The sequence below is a fragment of the Cupriavidus sp. MEYA8 genome (assembly GCF_059278825.1).
Window position 1 is genome coordinate 2,076,851 of sequence record NZ_CM181222.1, and the last position, 20,092, is coordinate 2,096,942.

Annotated in this window: 15 protein-coding genes; 4 read left to right on the plus strand and 11 right to left on the minus strand. The window is 67.0% G+C overall.

Annotated elements, in window-relative coordinates; genetic code table 11:
* The first annotated feature begins 163 nt into the window (after positions 1 to 163).
* The gene (locus AC5WJ1_RS26480; protein WP_133094532.1) at positions 164 to 874 is read left to right on the plus strand and encodes a GntR family transcriptional regulator; all 711 of its coding nucleotides are present in this window, start codon (positions 164 to 166) and stop codon (positions 872 to 874) included.
* Between the two features lie 598 nt (positions 875 to 1,472).
* On the opposite strand, the gene AC5WJ1_RS26485 is transcribed toward AC5WJ1_RS26480, so the two are convergent.
* The 4 genes from AC5WJ1_RS26485 to AC5WJ1_RS26500 all read right to left on the minus strand — a co-directional run bounded on the left by AC5WJ1_RS26485 (position 1,473) and on the right by AC5WJ1_RS26500 (position 5,686).
* Positions 1,473 to 1,997, minus strand: coding sequence for a host attachment protein (locus AC5WJ1_RS26485; protein ID WP_133094533.1), 525 nt, complete (start codon positions 1,995 to 1,997; stop codon positions 1,473 to 1,475).
* A gap of 155 nt (positions 1,998 to 2,152) precedes the next feature.
* The gene (gene rocF, locus AC5WJ1_RS26490; RefSeq protein WP_135702822.1) at positions 2,153 to 3,073 is read right to left on the minus strand and encodes an arginase; all 921 of its coding nucleotides are present in this window, start codon (positions 3,071 to 3,073) and stop codon (positions 2,153 to 2,155) included.
* A 56-nt stretch (positions 3,074 to 3,129) separates the two neighbouring features.
* On the minus strand, positions 3,130 to 4,689 hold the full coding sequence (locus AC5WJ1_RS26495) for a sulfatase-like hydrolase/transferase (RefSeq protein ID WP_135702821.1): 1,560 nt from the start codon (positions 4,687 to 4,689) through the stop codon (positions 3,130 to 3,132).
* A 19-nt stretch (positions 4,690 to 4,708) separates the two neighbouring features.
* Positions 4,709 to 5,686: a Bug family tripartite tricarboxylate transporter substrate binding protein gene (locus tag AC5WJ1_RS26500; RefSeq protein WP_135702820.1), complete on the minus strand. Its 978-nt coding sequence runs from the start codon at positions 5,684 to 5,686 to the stop codon at positions 4,709 to 4,711.
* Positions 5,687 to 5,801: 115 nt separating this feature from the next.
* On the opposite strand from AC5WJ1_RS26500, the gene AC5WJ1_RS26505 reads away from it, so the two are divergent.
* Both AC5WJ1_RS26505 and AC5WJ1_RS26510 read left to right on the plus strand, forming a co-directional pair.
* Positions 5,802 to 6,353 (plus strand): MarR family winged helix-turn-helix transcriptional regulator, encoded by a 552-nt coding sequence (locus tag AC5WJ1_RS26505; protein WP_195427807.1) that lies wholly within the window; start codon positions 5,802 to 5,804, stop codon positions 6,351 to 6,353.
* 97 nt (positions 6,354 to 6,450) lie between these two features.
* Positions 6,451 to 7,932 (plus strand): PQQ-dependent sugar dehydrogenase, encoded by a 1,482-nt coding sequence (locus AC5WJ1_RS26510; protein WP_135702819.1) that lies wholly within the window; start codon positions 6,451 to 6,453, stop codon positions 7,930 to 7,932.
* A gap of 78 nt (positions 7,933 to 8,010) precedes the next feature.
* Here the strand turns inward: AC5WJ1_RS26510 and AC5WJ1_RS26515 are convergent, their stop codons facing one another.
* Positions 8,011 to 9,354 (minus strand): nucleobase:cation symporter-2 family protein, encoded by a 1,344-nt coding sequence (locus tag AC5WJ1_RS26515; protein WP_133094539.1) that lies wholly within the window; start codon positions 9,352 to 9,354, stop codon positions 8,011 to 8,013.
* 540 nt (positions 9,355 to 9,894) lie between these two features.
* Complete coding sequence (locus AC5WJ1_RS26520; protein ID WP_494476717.1) at positions 9,895 to 11,958, minus strand: cytochrome-c peroxidase; 2,064 nt, start codon at positions 11,956 to 11,958, stop codon at positions 9,895 to 9,897.
* A gap of 493 nt (positions 11,959 to 12,451) precedes the next feature.
* Here AC5WJ1_RS26520 and AC5WJ1_RS26525 point away from each other — a divergent pair, with 493 nt between their 5' ends.
* Entirely contained in the window at positions 12,452 to 13,423 is a 972-nt protein-coding gene (locus tag AC5WJ1_RS26525; protein ID WP_494476718.1) for a Bug family tripartite tricarboxylate transporter substrate binding protein, read from the plus strand.
* A 319-nt stretch (positions 13,424 to 13,742) separates the two neighbouring features.
* Here AC5WJ1_RS26525 and AC5WJ1_RS26530 read toward each other — a convergent pair whose 3' ends face one another.
* The 5 genes from AC5WJ1_RS26530 to AC5WJ1_RS26550 are packed head-to-tail and all read right to left on the minus strand — an operon-like array spanning position 13,743 to position 19,966.
* On the minus strand, positions 13,743 to 14,699 hold the full coding sequence (locus AC5WJ1_RS26530) for a carbohydrate kinase family protein (RefSeq protein ID WP_494476719.1): 957 nt from the start codon (positions 14,697 to 14,699) through the stop codon (positions 13,743 to 13,745).
* Positions 14,700 to 14,721: 22 nt separating this feature from the next.
* Positions 14,722 to 16,380, minus strand: coding sequence for a glucose-6-phosphate isomerase (gene pgi, locus AC5WJ1_RS26535; protein ID WP_195427805.1), 1,659 nt, complete (start codon positions 16,378 to 16,380; stop codon positions 14,722 to 14,724).
* Positions 16,381 to 16,391: 11 nt separating this feature from the next.
* The gene (gene zwf / locus AC5WJ1_RS26540) at positions 16,392 to 17,870 is read right to left on the minus strand and encodes a glucose-6-phosphate dehydrogenase (protein WP_195427804.1); all 1,479 of its coding nucleotides are present in this window, start codon (positions 17,868 to 17,870) and stop codon (positions 16,392 to 16,394) included.
* Positions 17,871 to 17,927: 57 nt separating this feature from the next.
* Entirely contained in the window at positions 17,928 to 18,908 is a 981-nt protein-coding gene (locus AC5WJ1_RS26545) for an ABC transporter substrate-binding protein (RefSeq protein WP_494476720.1), read from the minus strand.
* 26 nt (positions 18,909 to 18,934) lie between these two features.
* Entirely contained in the window at positions 18,935 to 19,966 is a 1,032-nt protein-coding gene (locus AC5WJ1_RS26550) for an ABC transporter permease subunit (RefSeq protein ID WP_133094546.1), read from the minus strand.
* Between the last annotated feature and the right edge of the window lie 126 nt (positions 19,967 to 20,092).

Below are 20,092 nucleotides of genomic sequence, written 5' to 3' on the forward strand. Positions count from 1 at the left end.
GGCATGCAAGGTGGGTTGGGGAATGTCGGGGGCGCTGGCATGCGCTGGCGATGCGATACTGCCATTACCTGTTATAACAGGTCAACGAGTTTACGGCCTGACCTGTCATGATAGGTATAATCCCTGATCCCCGCATCGGAGCCGCCGCCAGGCGGAACACAACGTGGCGCTGCCAAGATTCAAGGAAATCGAGAACGAGATCCGGGAGCGGATCGTCCGCAACCAGCTGGGTCCGGGCGCAAAGCTGCCGTCGGAGGCCGAGCTGATGACGGAATTTGCCGTAAGCCGGATCACCGTGCGCCAGGCGTTGTCTGGCCTGCACAATGCCGGGCTGATCGAAAAGGTCAACGGCAAGGGCAGCTTCGTCACGCGCCCGGCCGACACGCCAAGCCTCGGTGCGCTGACCGGTTTCTACGAGACCGCCCGTGCGCGCGGCCAGCTGGCGTATGGCAAGCTCGCCTCGGTCAAGCTGGTCCGCGCGCCGGCGTTCGTGACCAGCGTGCTCGACCTGGAACCCGCGGAGAAAGTGTTGAGCGTGTCGACCGTGCGCTTCTGGGACGATGCGCCGGTGGCGTATTTCACGCTGCTTGGGCGCGAGCCGCTGATGCGGCGGCTGGTGCAGGAAGACCTGGAGACCAATGACGCCATGTCGGTGCTTGAGAGCCGGCTCGGCTACCGCTTCAAGGAGTCGACGATGGAGGCGAGCGCGGTAGCCGCGCCGGCCGAAGTGGCCAGGCGGCTGGGCGTCGCCGAGGGCGAGCCGCTGTTGCGGCTGCGTTGCACGCCGTACGACATCAACGGCACGCCGCTGCTCTGCGCCGAACTGGTGTTCCGGCCGGACCGCTACGCGTACAAATGGACGCTCAGGCGCTAGGTTCGTTTTTCTGTAAACGCTGAACTAAACCACCGGGGGCGCGCGGTAAGTTTTACGCGCGCCGCGCACTTCTTACTGCAGCAAGCCCGCAGTGTTGTCCTTTCCCGCCGTTGGTCCGGCAACGGCAGCCCATTGCCGGCATCGCTGCGGACTACTGGTACGTCAGTTGCGTGATGACGCAGCGGAGCGGCGATTTCTGCGCGCTCGCCGGCCGGTCCTGCATCGATGCAAGGCCCGGTCGCAACCTGCAAGACGGAGGACCACATGAAAACGACGCTACGCATTGGCACTGCATTACTCGCCTCGCTCGGTATCCTGGCTGGATGCACTGCCACCGGCAGCACCAGCGGATCAGGATCGTTGTCGGGTTCCGGCTCGGTGTCTGAGCAGCAACGCAGCCGCAGCGGCTATGGCTCGCCGAGTTCCAGCACTTCCACCGGCACGTCCGGCGCAACCAGCACCACCAGCCCTGCCGGCACCTCCAGCGGCTCCAGCGGCGCGACCAGCGGCTCGGGCACGGCGCGCTGACACGCCCGCACATCTCTCGCGGCCGCCCGCAAGCATATGGGCGGCCGCCTTTCTTTCGAGCCTGCCGTCGTCAGCGATCCCTTCCTGTATTCACGCGCTCGTCACGGCGCGCGGGCACCACGCCCTCGTCGGCCAGCCGCTGCTGCAGGTCGTTGTTGGGCACGTGGATAAAGTCCTTGTCGATTTCGCGCGTCACCACGTCGGCGACGGCAGCAGGCAGGGTCTTGCGCAGCAGCCCCAGGAAGCGCGGCGCCGCGATCAGCACGAGTTCTTCATAGCGCTGCTTGTTGCGCGCGTCCGCCAGGAAATCCGCGACCCGATGCGCAAACAGCTGCGCTTCCTGGTGCAGTTCGTCCTCGCCCGCGGACGACGTAACCGTGGACGGGCCGACCTGGTGTGCACCGGGATGACCGGCATCGCCCTGCGAGGCGGCGTGGCCACGCCGGCCGTAGGCATCGCGGCGCAGGTCGGCGCGGTCGGCGTGCGCGGCGGCATCGGTAATTTCTTCGACCACCGCCAGCGGGGCGGCGTCTGCATGCGAGGCAAAGACGCGGGCGACGGATTCGTCCGCCACCAGGATCCAGATGTTCTTCATGATCGCTCCGGTTGCCGGCCCGAATGGTGGGCCTGATTACCGGTGTTGCAAGGGGTACGCCACCGGCCGGCGGCGCGCGGCTGCGCCGGTTCGCGCGCCCGGGTGCCGCATGCGGCATGGCATTGCAGTATCGACAGGCACGCCGTGCAACTTTTTCAGGCGGGCGGCGGACGCCACAGCGTCGATTTCCCGAACAGGCTTTCCACCAGGTCCACGGCCAGTTGGCCGGTCTGGTTGCGCACGTCGCAGGCCGGGTTCAGCTCCATCACGTCGAGCGATGCCAGGCGGCCGGTATCGGCGATCATTTCCATGCAGAGCTGGGTTTCGCGGTAGGTCGGTCCGCCCGGCACGGTGGTGCCCACGCCAGGCGCAATCACGCAGTCGAGAAAATCGACGTCGAAGCTGACGTGCAGGTGCGTCTGCGCGTCGATGCCGGCCAGCGCCTGTTGCATGGTGTAGCGCATGCCGTTCTCGTCGATGTAGCGCATGTCGTACACCGCCAGCTGCAGTTCGTGCAGGCGATGCTTCTCCTCTGCATCGACGCTGCGGATGCCGATCTGCCGGATCGCGCTGCGCTCCACCGCCGGCGCCGGCCCGGCCAGCGTGGTCAGCGGCGCGGGGCCGTGCCCGCACAGGCAGGCCACCGGCATGCCGTGCATGTTGCCAGTGGGCGTGGTGGTGCCGATATTGGCGTCGGCGTGCGCATCGAGCCACAGCACCATCAGGGTCTTGCCGGTGTCGCGGCAATGGCGCGCCGCGGCGCTGATCGAGCCGATCGCCAGGCAATGGTCGCCGCCCATCAGCAGCGGCAGCCGGCCTGCCTGCAGCGTGCCGAGGCAGGCGTCATAGACGCCGCGGTTCCACGCCACGACTTCGTCGAGGTGGCGCATGCCATCCTGCGGCGGCTGCCACGGATTGGCGGGGCCGCCCAGGTTGCCGGTGTCCTCGACCAGCAGGTTGTTGCGTGCCAGCGCCTGCGCCAGGCCGGCGACGCGCAGCGCCTCGGGGCCCATCGAGCAGCCGCGCGTGCCGGCCCCGACGTCGGTGGGGGCGCCAATCAGCGTGACAGGTTTCATGGCGGGTGCGGTGAGTGCGGACGCCCCTGGGTTTGCAGGTTCCGTACCCGCCGCGTTCACCACACGCCGAAGAATACGCCGGCCTGCTTGTACACGTTGGTTTTGGCCGCGACTTCCTCGTTGGTCACGGTCACGCGCGGCTTGAGCGTGCAGAACCAGTCCAGCAGCCGCAGCCGCATGGCGTTGCGCACGGCTTCATGGCCGGGGTCGGCGCCCAGGTCGAAGTACTCGTCCGGATCGCTTTCCAGGTCGAACAGCTGTGGCCGGAAGCCTTGCCAGTGGACGTATTTCCAGCGCGCGTCGCGCACCATCCAGGCGCGGCATTCGCCCGGGTGGCGGCCGAGCGCGACCCGTGCGCCGCGGTAGGCGTAGTCGAGTTCGGAAACGACGAAATCACGCCATGGCCCCGCATCGCGCGAGCCGGTCAGGTCCAGCAGCGAGCGGCCTTCGATGCGATGGCCGGCCGGAGGCAGTCCCAGCGCGTCGAGCACCGTCGGCACCACGTCGACCGCCGACACCATGTCCTGCGGCGCGCTGCCGCGGGTGGCATCGGCCTCGGGCGAGGGGTCGTAGACGATCAGCGGCACGTTCTGCACGGTGTCGTAGAACTGCTCCTTCTCGCCCAGCCAGTGGTCGCCGAGGAAGTCGCCATGGTCGGCGGTAAAGACAATGAGCGTGTCCTGCCAGCGGCCAAGGCGTTCCAGCTGGTCCCACAGCAGGCCGAGGCGGTCGTCGATCTGCTGGATCAGGCCCTGGTAGGCGGGACGCACCGTATCCGACACTTCCTGGCGCATGAAGTTGGCGCATTCCTCCTGCGTGCGGTACGCCGACAGCACCGGATGCGGGTCTTCCAGCTCGGCGGCGTGGCGGCGCAGCGGCAGGCAGTCGTCGAGCTTGTAGGCGGCGTGATAGGGCGCGGGCGCGAGGTAGGGCCAGTGCGGCTTGACCAGCGACAGGTGCAGCACCCACGGCTCGTCGCCGCGCGCGCCGATGTACTGCATGGCCTGGTCGACGGTGTACGCCGTCTCGGAATGCGGCTCGGCCACTCGCGCGGGCAGGCCCGCGTTGCGCATGTGCCAGCCGGAGACGATCTCGCCTTGCGCGTTCTCGGCGCTGATGACGTAGTCGGTCCACGGGTCGGCGCTGTCGTAGCCTTGCCGGCGCAGCCAGTCGGCATAGGCGCCGCGCGGCTCGGCATGATGGCCGTCGTGGCGGTCGACCTCGGTGAAATGGCCGCTGCGCAGCAGCGTCTCCAGCTCGGTACCGCCGTCCAGGTGCAGGCGCCTGAGGTTGGCGTTGTCGGGCATCACGTGGGTCTTGCCCGCCAGCGCCAGCGCGCGGCCGCTGTCCTTCAGGTACTCGCCCAGCGTGATTTCGCCCACCGGCAGCGGTACGCGGTTCCAGGTGGCGCCGTGGCTGCTGACATAGCGGCCGGTGTAGAAGCTCATGCGGCTGGGGCCGCAGACGCCGGAGGTGACGAAGGCGCGGTCGAAACGCACGCCGCGCGCGGCCAGCGCGTCGATATTGCGCGTGCGCAGCGTGGGGTGCCCGTAGCAGCCCAGGTGGTCGCGGCGCAACTGGTCGCACATGATGAACAGGGTATTGCGGATCGGCACGGTGGCTCGCTGCGGCTTGTCAGTCGCCGGTATAGCCGGAGGCCTTCACCACCGGCGCCCACCTGGCGGCGTCTGCCTTCAGCACGCCGGCAAACGCGTCGGCCGTGCCGGTGGCCGGTTCGAGCCCCAGCTTCAGGAACTTGTCGCGCAAGTCGGGCGACTGCACCGCCTTGACGATGGCGGCGTTGAGCTTGTCCAGCACCGGCCGCGGCGTGCCGGCGGGCGCCAGCACGCCGTAGCGGCCTTCGCCCTCGATGCCCTTGTAGCCCAGTTCGGTGAAGGTCGGCACATCGGGCAGCGCCACCGAGCGCTGCGTGCCGGAAGTGGCGAGCACGCGCACCTTGCCGGCGCGGTGCATCTCGGTCAGGTCGGCCAGCGTATCGACCGAGGCCGGCACCTGCCCGCCCACCAGCGCGCTCATCAGCGGCGCCGATCCGTTGAACGGCACGTGCAGCATCTCCACGCCGACCTGCTTGCCGATCATCAGCCCGAAGAAATGCGGGATGCTGCCCAGCGCCGGCGAGGCGTAGGAGTTGTTCTGCGGGCCCGCCTTGAGCCATGCCACGTAGTCCTTGAGCGAGCGCGCCGGGCTGGCCGGGCCGGTGGCCAGTGCCAGCTGGAAGTTGGCGGCCTGCGCCACCGGGACAAAGTCGCGCTGGATGTCGTAGTTGAGCTTGCGGTAGACCAGCGGCGCGATCGTCATCACGGCCGAATTGGCCACCACCAGCGTATGGCCGTCGGCAGGCTGCGTGCGGGCATAGTCCATCACCAGCCGGCCGCCTGCGCCCGGCTTGTTCTCCACCACCACGTTCTGGTTCAGGGTCTCGCGCAGCTTGTCGCCGACCAGGCGCGCGGCCAGGTCGGCGGTGCCGCCGGCAGGGTAGCCGACCAGGATGCGCAGCGGGCGCTCCGACTGCGCGCCGGCGGGCAGCGCCCAGGCGGCGGCAATGGCCGCCAGGCAGGCGGCAAGGCGGGGAAGGCAATTGCGGGGGCTCACGGTGTCTCCTCGGTCCGGATCGTCGTTTGGTATTCGTTAGGTATTCGTTTGGTATGGGTGGCACGCTAACACCCGTCGATATAATTGACAAAGTCAACTAATTCGCGGGTGTGGCATGGCACACGACGACGGCGGCGGCCGGCTGCAGCGGCCCAGGCGGCTGGGCGATTTCATCAACTACCGGGTCTATCACCTGAACCGCGTGGCGCTGGGGGCGGCGGGGCTTCATCTGCGCGCCACGGCCGGCGTGACGCGGCGCGAATGGCGCATGATCGCCTTCCTGGGCGAGCAGCCGGGTACCCGGCTGACCGAACTGGCGCAAAGTGCCGGCCTGGACAAGGTGCTTGCCAGCCGGGCCGTGCACGCGCTGGCCGAGCGCGGCCTGGTGCGGCGCGAGGCGCGTGCGCAGGACCGGCGCGCAGCCGCGTTCACCCTGACGGAAGAGGGCGAAGCGGTCTACCGCCGCGCCTTTGCCCAGGCGCGCGCCTTCAATCGCGAGCTGGCAGCATGCCTGAGCGCCGAGGAAGCGCGCGTGCTGTCGCGCTGCCTGGACAAGCTGCAGGCGCGGGCCGAAGCGATGATGGCAGAGGCGCAGGCCTTGCCGCAGCCGGAAGACGCGGCGCCGGCATGGGATCCGCTGCAGGTGTGGCGGAGCGACAGGGGGTGATAGGGGGTGATAGGGGGTAAGGGGTAGGGCTGGCTACGTTGCCCGCCATGGAGCGGTTCTTGCGTTGTATCTGGCGCCGGGGTGGCAGGAGCGCATCATGACAGTCTCAATACGATCTTCGCTGTGCCAATGGTTCCTTGCATGCTGCCTGGGTCTGGTGGCATGCGGTGGCGGCGACGGGGGCAGTTCCGGCAACGCCGGCGGTAGCGGTGGCAGCGGGCCGGGCGGCCCGGGGACGCTGTCGTTGACGGTAACCGGCCTGCCGTCCGGCACTCCGGCTTTGGTTACGGTGACTGGCCCGGGGCAATACCGCCAGGCCGTCGCCCAGTCGACTACCTTGTCCAATCTTGCCACCGGCACCTACACCGTCAGCGCCGCCGACGTGCTCGCCGGCACCAGCCAGTATCAGCCGCAGCCACCGGCCCAGTCGGTGACCGTCGGCGCTGGCGCGGGCGCCACGGCTAACGTCGTCTATGGCTCGCCACAGCCGGTGCGCCTGTCGCTGACGCAAGTGGCCGGCGGCCTGGCCGAGCCGATCTATCTCACCGCGCCCGCGGGCGACGCGCGTTTGTTCATCGTGGAGCGCGCCGGGCGCATCCGCGTCGTGCGCAACGGCACGCTGCTGGGCACGCCCTTCCTTAATATCGATGCGCTGACCACCACCGACGGCGAGCGCGGCCTGCTGTCAATGGCATTCGATCCCGGCTATGCCAGCAACGGCCGCTTCTACGTCTACTACACCGATAACAACGGCGCCATCACCATTGCGCGCTACCAGGTGTCGGCGGGCAATCCAGACGTTGCGGACACCGCAGGCACGATATTGCTGTCGATCCCGCACAGCAACTTCCAGAACCACAACGGCGGCCAGCTGGCGTTCGGCACGGACGGCATGCTCTATGTCGGCACCGGCGATGGCGGTGGTGGCGGAGATCCGTCAGGCAATGCGCAGAACCTCGGCGTGCTGCTCGGCAAATTGCTGCGCATCGATGTCAGCGGCGCATCGGGGCAGCCTTATGGCGTTCCCTCCGGCAACCCGTTTGCCGGCCAGAGCGGCAGGCGTGGCGAGATCTGGGCATACGGACTGCGCAATCCGTGGCGGTTCTCGTTCGATGCCGGTCTGCTGTATATCGCCGATGTCGGCCAGGGCCAGCGCGAGGAAGTCGACGTCGCGGCGGCCACCAGCGCCGGGCTGAACTACGGCTGGAACCGCATGGAGGGCACCGCGTGCGTGGGCGCCGCCACCTGCGATACGGCCGGGCTGACGCTGCCGGTGTTCGAGTACGGCCATGAAGCCGGCGCCTGCGCCATCGTCGGCGGCTATGTGTACCGGGGCAATGCGCTGGCTGCGCTGCAAGGCCGCTATTTCTACTCGGACCTGTGCACGGGCAAGCTGTTGAGCTTTGTGTACCGCGACGGTGGCGCAGCCGAGCAGGTCGACTGGAATGTCACCATCCCCGGTAGCGTCTATTCCTTTGGCGTGGATGCCGGGCAGGCGCTGTATGTGCTGTCGGACACAGGAACTTCGGCGGCCAGTGGTGCGGTGTATCGGGTCGATGCGACCGTTGGCGGGCAGTAAGCCGCCCCTGGTCACACTGGTGGCCGGATCCGTGCCATACACGAATCCGGCCCGACCGCGTCTGCGCAGCGGTTGCGTTCAGGCCAGTTCGCCGGAAGGTTGCGCCCCTTCGTCGTGCTGCGCCTCCTCAGCATGTTCAGCCTTGCCGCCCGGCAGCACCAGGTTCAGCGTCACCGCCACCAGCGATCCAACCGAGATCCCCGAGCCGAATACTTCCTGCACAAACAGCGGCAGCCTGGACAGCAGCTCCGGGCGGAACGTCACCGCCAGGCCGCAGCCGATCGACACGGCCACGATCAGCGTATTGCGCTGCGTGAACTCGATCCGGCTCAGCATGTTGATGCCGCCCGAGACGATCATCGCGAACATCATCAGGCCGGCGCCGCCGAGCACCGGCTGCGGAATCGTCACCACCAGTGCGCCCAGCACCGGAAACAGCCCGGCCAGCAGCAGCATCACGCCGGTCAGCGCCACCACGTGGCGGCTGGCAACGCCGGTCAGCGACACCACGCCGACGTTCTGCGCGAACGTGGACAGCGGCGGGCTCGAAATCAGTGCGGCAAAGGCGGAACCGAAGCCATCGCACAGGATGCCGCGCGACAGCTTGTTGCCCGTGATCGGCGTCTGTGTGGCCGAGCCGAGCGCCATGAAGGTGCCGGTGGATTCCACCGTCGTCACCAGGTAGGCAATCGCCATTGCAACGATGCCCGACACCGGGAACGTCAACCCGAAGTGCAGCGGCTGCGGCAGCGCGAGCACCGGCGCATTTCGCATCTGCGTGAAATCGACCAGCCCCAGCGCCAGGCACAGCAGGTAGCCGCCCAGGATGCCGATCACGATGGCAGAGGCCGAGATCATGCCCTTGCCCCACTGCACCATCGCGATCACCAGCGCCAGCACGAAGGCCGCAATCGCCAGGTTGCCGACTGCGCCATACTGCGGGCTGCCGCGGCCACCGGCGGCCCAGTCCACTGCAACCGGGATCAGCGAAAGGCCGATCATGGTGACGACCACACTGGTGACGGTATGGGGAAACAGCTTGCGGATGGTCGGCATGAAATGGCTGCCGACGATCATCAGCAGCGAGCCGGCCAGGGCCGAGCCCAGGATGCCGGCCACGCCGTGCTCGGCGCCAACGCTGATGGCAGCACCGACGAAGGAAAAGCTGGTGCCCATCACGCACGGCAGGCGGATGCCGACCGGCCCCACGCCCTTGCATTGAATAATGGTTACGACGCCCGAGCCGATCAGCGCGGCATTCACCAGCGCAATGATTTCCGCGGTCGGCAGCTTTAATGCCCCGCCGATCACCAGCGGCACCGCGATAATGCCGCCGAGGGCGGCAAGCAAATGCTGAAGCGCCAGCAGCACGGTAGTAATGCGCGGCGGACGGTCTTCCACCTTGAACAGCAAAGGTGCCATTCACGTCTCCTTTTTATGCGGGTGGATGTTTCCACCTTTTTTCATTTTCCGGGCCGGTCGGCATATGCCGCCGGGAGGGGCAATGCGCGTGCAGCGAAGCATCGAGGCGGCTACGCGGCGCGCCCGGCATGCTATCCGGAAAGTAAATGAAAAATCAATCCATGTGATTATCAGGAAGCCGTGATGCTATTGGGGCGCGAGGTGGTGTATGTAGGCTTCGTCGGGAAATATTTTGTCGGCCGATAATAACGGAAGCTGGCCCTTGTTGAGGGGCGATGCGAGTCGTGAGTAAATACGACAGGCAATTCCTGCAGTCCGTCTTGTAAAGACGATAATCGGCACCGACATATATCTCCAGTGACAATGTCAGCACCGCTTCGTCGCAGCGCTGGTCATTGTCTTGCTGGATTGTCGTGCACTGGAATGGCGGTCACGCCACGACAGTTTGTGCCGACAATCATGCGGCGGCGGTGCGCCGCCGCACGGGGGATCAGGGAGTCAGCGGGACCCGCGCTGCACGAATCGCCGCTGGCTCATCCACTAGCGCTGGAACGGATCGAGGTTGAGGAACGGCTTGAGGCCGCTGCTCGCGCCGCCCGCGCCCACCGCGCCAATGCACTCCGTGTTGTCTACGCCGTTCCCGGTGCTTCCGTCCTGCAGCAGGGCCCCGGAATCGCCGACCTTATGCCCTTGGGGGACGCACAGCGAGGGGTGGTCGAACGGCGCCTTGCGATAGCGAACGCGGTCATCACTCAGGGCTAGCAGGAAAGCCACCAGGTCTTGCTTGTCCGTCTCGCTCAGGCCGAGCGGCGTAATGCCCCGGTCCAGGTTAGCCCTGTTGACGTCCCCGAAATCGCCGCCACGGTTATAGAAGTCGACCACCTGCATCAGGGTAGATTTGCCGCCGTTATGGAAATAGGGGCCGGTAAACTCCAGGTTGCGCAGGCTTGGTGTCTTGAAGGCACCGTCAACCGCCACCCGCTGTTCAGTTCCGACTGTGGTTTCCTTGGTGGCATCGAAGCCGTTCCCCAGCAAATGGGTTTTGCCCTGCTGCGCCATCCGCGTTTCGGACAACGGATTGCCGAACTGATCCAGCCCGCCTACGCCGAGATCTTCTGCGGTCGGTTGCACGCCGATGTTGTAGAAGCCATTGTCATAGACCGCTTCGAGCCCGTCACCCATCGGCATCCGCCTGAGCCGCTGCGCGGTCACGCTGGAGAATGAGGCGGCGGTCAGCTCAGCGCCCGAGTGACAGCGGCTGCAGCGACCTGTGCCGGTGAAGATCCTGGCGCCACGCAACTGCTGCTCATTCAGGGCCCCGGTCTGGCCATCGAGGTAGCGGTCGACCGGCGTATCGTTGGCAATCAAGGTGGACTCGTAAAGCTGAACGGCGAGGCTGAAGAAGAGCGCGAAGTTGGCTTCCATCTGGCTTACCTCGAATTTCCCGGTGCTGCGCTTGACCTGGCGAGGCGACAAATCCATCGAAGCAAATTTCGCCTCATCCGCGGCCGACATCCTCAACAACGTCGGTGAGTTCCAGTACTCGGAGCGGAATGCCTTCTTGATCATCTCGGAGTAGGTCGGCACCTGATCCTTGTTGCGTAATATCACCAGGGGACCAAGTACGCTGTCATCCGCCGCGATCGCCTGGCCTGACAAAGGACGCTGGCCGAGCAGCTTCTTGCCGAGTTTCATGAATGACCGTCCATTGCAACTCATCTCGACCGAGCTCAGGGGAGGGCCGCTACCTTGCGACGCCAGGGACGCGCCAGGGATTGCCAGCTTGACTTGCCTGAGGACGCCACCTTCACTTTTCCACACAAGGTCATATGGATTGCGCATGCCAAACGGGTCGCCGCCGTTGAACATGTTGTTGGCGCGCCCATCCCAGAAATTGCGGAAATTGAATACCGCGTTGATGACGGAAGGAGTATTGCGTCCGGTCACCTGCCGCGTGTTGATGCCGTTGATGTTGAATCCCGAGCCGCCGTGGAAGATGTCATCGGAAACATTGGCGCAGGCATCGCCCGTGCTGCCTGTGCCAAAGTCGATGAAGTTGGCCGTGAACACCCCCTGCGAGCCGGAAACCTCGTTGACGTTCGAGAGTTGCGGCTGCGGCTGGTTCACGTCCACATGCTTGGTGAACCCAAAGTCTTCCGGCTTGAAGGTGTAGTTGGGCCGCCCCAGCTGGAAGGTTCTATCGGTGCCGGGCGCACCTGAACCTGGAGAAAGCTGGTTCGTGATGCGGTTATCGACGCCGGCATGGAAGTGGCAGCTTGCGCAAGAGGTCTTGTTGTCGCTGCCCACCTTCATGTCCCAGAACAGCGCCTTTCCGAGCTGGATGGCGGCCGCCTTGTCCTTGACGAACTCGTCCAGGACTTCGGCAGGCGGACCGGGAACCGTAACCGTCTTGAGTGAACGCAGACCCGCCAGTGGGTCTGTCACCTGGGCCTGCGGCGTGCGCGACGTCAGGCCTAGTGCGGCAGCCAGGATGGCAGCCGTGAGCATTGGCGTGGCTCGGCCACTACTGATGTTGTTGATCATATCTCCCCTCACCGTAGGCAATTGCACCCCATGAATTCGAGCGGCGTTGTCGTATTCCATGCGTCAACAGGCCGCCTCCCGCCAGCATTGCTGCCTGTCCCTCAGGAGTTGGCATGCAGCCTTGCAAGAGGGCCCGACGGGCCCTTTCGCTATTAATTTGTAGGGGCCGCAGGATGACCAATGGATCGGCTATGTGCGGTACCGCACATAGCCCTGTAACCCCGTCATGGGCTTTCGCCAGCTCGCTCGCGTGGCACGGTCATGTGCCGGAAAGCGTTGTCGCAAAAGGCGAGGCAGGGAGTTGGTTGTCGCTGCGCGACCGTTGTCGCGATCAGCGCGTAGGGATTCAAACTGGGAGTGGAAAGAGACACCCAGCTTGGAGCAGGGGTGATTGGCAAGGTTTTTGCTTAGGCGGCTTCGCGACGTGGTCAACGTCGTCCGTACATACCCTCAGTTGACGATGAAATTCATGGGAATAAAATCTGATTTACCATCATGAATAACAGCAGGGCTGGCCCTGAACTGGCATAGCCCGCAAACCGGAGACAGCCCCATGATCGTCAACCTGCGCCGCCGCGCGCTGCTGTGCGCCGCCGTGCTGGGCACCCTGCCCACGCTGGCCTGGAGCGATACCTATCCCAGCAAGCCGATCCGCATGGTGGTGCCGTTCTCTCCTGGCGGCGCCACGGATGTGGTGGCGCGGCTGATCTCGCAGAAGCTGGGCGAGGCGCTGAAGCAGTCGGTGGTGGTGGAGAACCGTCCCGGCGCCAACGGCATCATCGGCACCGATATCGTTGCGCGCGCGGCGCCGGACGGCTACACGTTGCTGCTCAACACCGCCGGCGCGCAGACGCTCAGCCCGCTGTTGTACAAGGCAGGCTACGACCCGCTGAAGAGCTTTGCGCCGATCTCGCTGATCAGCAATATCGGCTTCGTGATGGTGGTGCATCCGTCGGTGCCGGCCAGGACGGTGCAGGAGTTCGTGGCGCTGGCCAAGTCCAAGACCCGGCCGCTGAGCCTGTCGGCAGGCAGCAGCATGATCGAGCTGATCGGCGCGAGCTTCAAGGCAAGCGCGGGCATTCCCGATGTCGTCAGCGCTTCGTACAAGGGCACCGGCCCGCAGATGCAGGCGGTGGTGTCGGGCGAGGTAGACATGACCATCGATCCGTTCAACTCGATGGCGATGATCAAGGCGGGCAAGCTGCGTCCGCTGGCGGTGTTTGCCTCCAGGCGATCGCCGGCGCTGCCGCAGGTGCCGACCATGCAGGAGGCTGGCTTCGACGGCATGGCGTTCAACTCGTGGGCCGGCTTGCTGGCGCCGGCGGGGACGCCGAAGGAGATCGTCAACCGGCTGAACCAGGAGGTGACGCGCATCGTTGCGCTGCCGGAGATGAAGGAGAAGCTGGCGGCGATCGACTATGAGGCGGTCGGCAGCACGCCGGAGCAGTTCGCCACCACCATCGCCGAAGACACGGCCCGCTGGGCCCGCATCGTCAAGGAAACCAACTACAAGGCCGGTTCCTGACCAGCACGAAATCCATGCCGCAGATGGGTTGATCCGCTTCCGACGCAGACATTACACTGCGCCCCGTTCTGATAAACGGAGCTATCCGTGGACAGTTGTTCCAGTCATTCCCGCGGAAGGGGATCGTCCCGGGCCGCCATGGCGCGCTGAGCAACTGCAGTCTTGCGGCTGCAGGCGCGGCATCGCTGCCTGCAGTGGCTTCCATTGGCGACAACCCCATCGTTCCGGGCGGGCCTGCGCTTCTGGGTCGTGCGGGACCGGGTGCAGGTCGATACCACCTATGGCAATGTGTTCGGCGGCGGGACCGGCGAGCGGTTTTTTACGATCGGGTTGCGGTTGTTGTCGCCGGCGTTCTTGCCGTAGAGTTCATCAGGCCCTCGACTTCTTCGCGCGACGGCGGATACGCCCCGGCCCGCGTCGCTGCTACCGCCGCGGCTGCCGCAGCAAGCCGCGCCTGCGCCGCCAGATCGTGCGCGGCGCCCGACAGCACGCCGGCCATCCATCCGCCCATGGCAGCATCGCCGCAGCCGACCGTATCGGCGACTTCAACGCGCAAGGCCTGCTGTTCGACCCTGACATCGCCCTTGCACAGCGTCATGCCCTGCGCGCCGCGCGTCAGCATCACGGTGGCATCCGGCGCCATGGCGCGCACCTGTGCGAGTGCGGCACAGGTGTCGAGGCCGGGGAACAGCCCCGCCAGGTCTTCGTCGGAGATCTTGACGTAGCTGGCCAGGCGCAGCATATGCGCCAGCACCGCGGCGTAGCCAGGCGTGCGCATCAGGTCGCGGAAGTTGGGATCGAAGGCGATGCGCTTGCCGGCCTGCGCAGCCTGGGTGGCCTCTTCGCACAGCCGTGCGGCCAGCGGCTGGCGCACCAGGCTGATCGAGCCGAAATGCACGACTTCTGCCGCCTGGCGCCAGCCGGCGGGCAGCGCGGCGGCATCGAAGTGCAGGTCGGCGCTGTCGTCGCCGACAAAGAAATACTGCGGCGGATGGCGCGAGGCGACGAAGGCAAGGAAGGGCGAGTGCGGCACGCGCTGCAGGAAGCGCGTATCGAGCCCGGCCGCGGCGCTGGCGCGGGCGAGGTCGTCGCCGAACAGGTCCTGGCTGACGGCGCCGGCGAATGCGGTGGCAAGGCCCAGCCGCGCGCCGGCGCGCGCCACGTTCCAGCACGAGCCGCCAGGCAGGCCCAGCCAGCTGCCGTCGGGCTGGCGCACCATGTCAGTCAGGGCTTCGCCAAAGACGACATAGCGGGGCAGGGAGGTTGGCGTGGACATAAGGGTATCTCCGGCGGAAAGCTCAGGCCGCGGCGTCTTGCGGGGCGAGAGCGGCCTGCGCGCGGCGGATCAGCGCGGCGGTAGAGGCATCGTGCGGGGCCGCGGCCGCCGTGCCTTCCAGCTCGCGCTGGATCGGTGCGGCCAGCTTCTTGCCCAGTTCCACGCCCCACTGGTCGAAGGAATTGATCTGCCACAGCGCGCCCTGCACGAAGGTCCGGTGCTCGGCCAATGCGAGCAGCGCACCAAGGTGCCACGGATCCAGCCGCCGCAGCAGCAGCGTATTGCTGGGCCGGTTGCCTTCGAACACCATGTGGGGCACCAGGGCTTCATCGCTGACGCCTTCGGACCGCACTTCTTGCGCGGTGCGGCCGCGCAGCAGCGCCTCTCCCTGCGCGAAGCAGTTGGCCAGCAGCTTGGCATGGTGCCCGGGCAGGTCGCTGACCGGCTCCAGCGTGGCGATGAAGTCTACCGGAACCAGCTGCGAGCCCTGGTGCATCATCTGGAAATAGGCGTGCTGGCCGTTGGTGCCGGTCGTACCCCACACCACCGGGGCCGAGCCTGCCTGGATGCTGCCGCCGTCGAGGCGCACCGACTTGCCATTGCTTTCCATCTCCAGCTGCTGCAGGAAGGCGGGCAGCAGTTCCAGCGGTTCGCAGTAGGGGGCCACGCAGCGGCTGCCGGCGCCGAGGAAGCTGCGATACCAGACATCGAGCAGCCCCAGCAGCATCGGCAGGTTCCGCGCTGCAGGCGCGCTGGCGAAATGCAGGTCCATCGCGCGCGCGCCGTCGAGCAGTTCGCGGAAGCGCCCGAAGCCCACTGCCACGGCGATCGACAGGCCCACCGCCGACCACAGCGAAAAGCGTCCTCCCACCCAGTCCCAGAACGGGAACATGTTGGCCGGGTCGATGCCGAACGCGGCCACCGCGTCGCGGTTGGTCGAGACCGCCACGAAATGGCGCGCCAGGTCCGCGCGCGACGCACCCTGCTGCATGAACCAGTCGCGCGCGGTGCCTGCGTTGGCCATGGTTTCCAGCGTGGTGAAGGTCTTGGAGCAGACGATCACCAGCGTGGTGGCGGCGTCCAGCGGTGCCAGCGTGCGCGCCAGGTCGCTGCCGTCGACGTTGGCGACGAAATGCATGCGTGGCCCGGCGCTGTCGGCACTGTTCGCACTCTCGGCGCCCGCCAGCGCACGGCATACCATGCGCGGCCCCAGGTCAGAGCCGCCGATGCCGATATTGACCACATCGGTGATCGCGCGGCCGTCAAAGCCGGTCCAGGCACCGCCACGCACGGCATCGGCAAATCGTTCCATCTGGCCCAGCACCGTGGCGACGTCCGCGCCAACCGGCACGCCAAGCGCGCGGTAGCCGTCCTCGGGGTAAGCGCGCAGCGCGACATGCAGCGCGGCGCGGCGCTCGGTGGTATTGACCGGCTCGCCGGCGAACATGGCATCACGCCGCTCGCTGACGCGCGCCTGTGCCGCCAGCTCGAGCAGCAGTTGCAGCGTCTCGTCGGTGACCCGGTTCTTGGCGTAGTCGAGCGTCAGGCCGCAGGCCTCGGCGGTGAAGCGCTCGGCGCGCGCCACGCCATGCGGGCCGTCGAACCAGTCGCGCATATGGGTGTGGCGCATGGTCTCGGCATGCGCGCGCAGCGCTTGCCAGGCGGGGAGGGTGGTGGTCATGTCGATGGCTCCTACATTTCTTCGTGCCAGGCCTGGCCGTCGCGCGACAGCAGGGCGCTGGAGGCCGCCGGCCCCCAGGTGCCGGCGGTATATGGCTTGGGCGGCGCGGTGGTGTTCTCCCACGCCTGCAGGATCGGCGCGACCCAGCGCCAGGCCTGCACCTGCTCGTCGCGGCGCACGAACAGGCCCAGCCGGCCGCGGATCACGTCGAGCAGCAGCCGCTCATAGGCGCCCACGCGCCGCACGCGCGGCGCCGCGCTGTTCAGCTGCAGGTCGAGCGAAGCGGGCTGCAGCGCCTGCGTGTCGCCCGGCTGCTTGGTCAGGAAATAGAGGCGGATGCTTTCCTCCGGCTGCAGCGTGATCACCAGCCGGTTGCCGGCCATGGTGCCCAGCGGATGCGGGAACAGCGGGTACGGCACGTCGTGGAAATGGATCACGATCTCCGCCACGCGCGACTGCATGCGCTTGCCGGTACGCAGGTAGAACGGCACGCCGGCCCAGCGCCAGTTGGCGATCTCGGCGCGGATGGCGACGAAGGTTTCGGTGCGGCTGTCCGGGGCGATGCCCGGCTCGCTGGCGTAGCCTGGCACCGGGTTGCCCCCCGCGGCGCCACGGCAATACTGGCCGCGTACCACTTTCTCGGCCACGTCCTCGGTGCGGATCGGACGCAGCGCCTTCAGGATCTTGAGCTTCTCGTCGCGGATGGCGTCTTCGGACAGGCTGGTGGGCGGCTCCATCGCCACCATGCACAGCAGCTGCAGCAAGTGGTTCTGCACCATGTCGCGCAGCGCGCCGATGCCGTCGTAGAAGCCGCCGCGGCGCTCCACGCCCAGCTCCTCGGCAATGGTGATCTGTACCTGCCGTACCCATTCGCGCCGCCACAGCGGCTCGAACAACACGTTGCCGAAGCGCATCGCCATCAGGTTCTGCACCGACTCCTTGCCGAGGTAGTGGTCGATGCGGTAGATGCGGTCCTCGGCGAAATGCCGCGCCACTTCGGCATTGATGTCCTCGGACGATGCCAGGTCATGGCCGAGCGGCTTTTCCAGCACCACCCGGCTGCGCTCGCCGGCCAGCCCCACGCGCGCCAGCTGCGCGCAGATGGTGGCAAACAGGTGCGGCGCGGTCGCCAGGTAGCACACCACCACCGGCGCGGCGCGGGCGTTGACCAGTTCGGCCAGCGCGTCGAAGCCGGCATCGGCGTTGGCATCGACCTGCAGGTACACGATGCGCTCCAGGAAGCCTTGCCATGCCGCGGCGTTGCCGGCCAGCGCCGGCAGCACCTCGTCGTTGAGCATGGCCACGTAGGCGTCGTGCGACAGCGGCTGGCTGCCCAGCGCCAGGATGCGCCCGCGCGGGTGCAGCGCGCCGGCGGCGTGCGCATCGAACAGCGCCGGCAGCAGCTTGCGCCGCGCCAGGTCGCCGGTGGCGCCGAACAATACGAAGTCAAATTCGGGGGCGTGGATCGCGGCGGAAAGACTGTCAGGCATGTGGGGTAGAAACGGTGCGTTCGGCAAGAGAGATTGGAAAGATGGCGGGCCTGCCGCTCAGCGCGGCGTGGCCCAGCCCTTGTACTGGCTGACGTTGGCGCGCGTCACCAGCGTCGACGGCAGCAGCACGGTCGGGGTGGCGGGACGCTGCCCGTTCATCATGCCGACGCCCAGCTGCACCGCGGTGCGGGCGATCGCCCACGGGTCCTGGCTGGCCGAGGCCTGCACCAGCGTATCCGCCTTCAGCGCGGCTTCGATGTCGGGCGCGCCGTCCACCGAAGCGATCAGGATGCCGCGGCGGTTGAGCTGGCGCGCGGCCAGGTCGGCGCCCACCGCCTGCGGGTCGTTGATGGTGAAGACAGCGTCGACCTTGGGAAAGCGCGTCAGGTACAGCTGCATCACGTTCAGGCCACCCTCGCGCGAGCCCTTGGCGTCCTGGTCGTCCGACAGGATGCGGATGTCAGGGTGCCGCGCCAGCACGGCCTTGCAGCCCTTGACGCGATCGAGCACGGCCGACACCGGCGGCCCGTTCTGGATGATCACGTTGCCGCGCCCCTTGAGACGCTCGGCGATGAAGCCGCAGGCCAGTTCGCCGGCCTGGGTGTTGTCGGTCTGCACCGTGGCATCGGCGCCGGCGGCGGCCACGTCGACCGCGACCACCACGATGCCGGCCTTGCGCGCCTTGCGCACCGCAGGCTCGATCGCGCGCGCATCCGCCGCGTTGATCAGGATCAGGTCGACCCTGGCGACGATAAAGCTGTCGATATGGGTGAACTGCTTGTTCAGGTCATAGTCCGCCGACAGCACGGTGACTTTCACGTCGGGATTGACCTGCCGGGCCGCGGCCTCGGCGCCGCGCGCCAGCGCGACGAAGTACGGGTTGCCGAGCGAGCCCAGCGTTACGCCGACCTTTTTGAGCTGGCGCTGCGGGGCTTGTACGGCGGACTGCGACGGCGTCTGCGCGGCGGCCGGCAGCGCGCAGAGCGCGGCCATTGCGACCGCTGCCAGTGCGCGGAGGAAGGGAACGGGCTTGATCATCGATCTGTCTCCTGTCAGTGCGTTGCTCAGGTCCGCGCCGAACCCTTCTGACGGTAGCGGTCCAGCGCCACCGCGCCGATGATCACCAGCCCTTTGATGATGTACTGCCAGATGTCCGACACGCCCAGCAGGATCAGCCCGTTGGACAGCACCGCGATGATCAGCGCGCCCACCAGCGTGCCGGCGATCGAGCCGACCCCGCCGACGAAGCTGGTGCCGCCCAGGATCACCGCGGCGATGGCATCGAGCTCGTAGGACTGGCCCAGCTGCAGGCCATTGGCCGCGTACAGCCGCGACGCCGACATGACGCCGCCCAGCCCCGACAGCAGCCCGGACACGGCATAGACGAACAGCAGCACCACCCAGACCTTGATGCCCGACAGCCGCGCCGCTTCGGCATTGCCGCCGACGGCGTAGATCTGCAGGCCCAGCACCGTGCGTCGCAGCACCAGCCACGACACCGCCACCACGGCCGCCGCGATCACCACCAGCCAGGGCACGCCCAGCAGGTCGCCGTTGCCGATGAAGGCAAAGGAGATGTCGGGGTTGTAGACGGTGCTGTCATTCCCAACCAGCCGGGCCAGTCCGCGCACTGCGGTCAGGCTGCCCAGCGTGACGATGAACGGCGGCAGTTTCATGAAGGCGATCAGCGCGCCGTTGAACAGGCCGAACAGCAACCCGCACAGCAGCGCCGCCGGCACGCTCAGCGCCGCCAGCTGCGGCATCAGCGAAACCAGCATCGCCACCACCGCGGACACCGACAGGATCGAGCCCACCGACAGGTCGATGCCGCCGGTCAGGATGACAAAGGTCATGCCCGCCGCCAGTACCAGGTTGATCGACGCCTGCTGCGCGATAATCGACAGGTTCTGCAGGCTGGCAAAGTTGTCGGTCAGCAGCGTGAAGCCGAAGCAGAGCAGCACCAGCACCGGCAGCATGCCGAGCGCGCGCAGGCGTTCCTGCGTGGTGGCGCGGCCGGCGGCGCCGGGCAGGGCGGGGCCGGTGGAAGGTGCGGCCGCGGCAGCGGCGTGGGCGGCGGGGTGGAAGGGGTTGCGCATGTTGTCTCCTTGTCGGAACGTCGTGCCTGCGTGGGCCGACGTGCTTAGGTGCATTTATGTTTTGCGATTGGCGACTGATGAACCGATTGTTTGCTCCCCTCCCGCTTGCGGGAGAGGGAAGCAAAC

Excerpts from the sequence above, each read along its gene's own strand:
- AC5WJ1_RS26485 (WP_133094533.1), bottom strand. The coding sequence starts at position 1,997 with ATGAAGAACATCTGGATCCTGGTGGCGGACGAATCCGTCGCCCGCGTC.
- rocF (WP_135702822.1), bottom strand. The coding sequence starts at position 3,073 with ATGAAACCTGTCACGCTGATTGGCGCCCCCACCGACGTCGGGGCCGGC.
- AC5WJ1_RS26505 (WP_195427807.1), top strand. The coding sequence starts at position 5,802 with ATGGCACACGACGACGGCGGCGGCCGGCTGCAGCGGCCCAGGCGGCTG.
- AC5WJ1_RS26510 (WP_135702819.1), top strand. The coding sequence starts at position 6,451 with ATGACAGTCTCAATACGATCTTCGCTGTGCCAATGGTTCCTTGCATGC.
- AC5WJ1_RS26515 (WP_133094539.1), bottom strand. The coding sequence starts at position 9,354 with ATGGCACCTTTGCTGTTCAAGGTGGAAGACCGTCCGCCGCGCATTACT.
- AC5WJ1_RS26520 (WP_494476717.1), bottom strand. The coding sequence starts at position 11,958 with ATGGAATACGACAACGCCGCTCGAATTCATGGGGTGCAATTGCCTACG.
- AC5WJ1_RS26525 (WP_494476718.1), top strand. The coding sequence starts at position 12,452 with ATGATCGTCAACCTGCGCCGCCGCGCGCTGCTGTGCGCCGCCGTGCTG.
- AC5WJ1_RS26530 (WP_494476719.1), bottom strand. The coding sequence starts at position 14,699 with ATGTCCACGCCAACCTCCCTGCCCCGCTATGTCGTCTTTGGCGAAGCC.
- pgi (WP_195427805.1), bottom strand. The coding sequence starts at position 16,380 with ATGACCACCACCCTCCCCGCCTGGCAAGCGCTGCGCGCGCATGCCGAG.
- zwf (WP_195427804.1), bottom strand. The coding sequence starts at position 17,870 with ATGCCTGACAGTCTTTCCGCCGCGATCCACGCCCCCGAATTTGACTTC.
- AC5WJ1_RS26545 (WP_494476720.1), bottom strand. The coding sequence starts at position 18,908 with ATGATCAAGCCCGTTCCCTTCCTCCGCGCACTGGCAGCGGTCGCAATG.
- AC5WJ1_RS26550 (WP_133094546.1), bottom strand. The coding sequence starts at position 19,966 with ATGCGCAACCCCTTCCACCCCGCCGCCCACGCCGCTGCCGCGGCCGCA.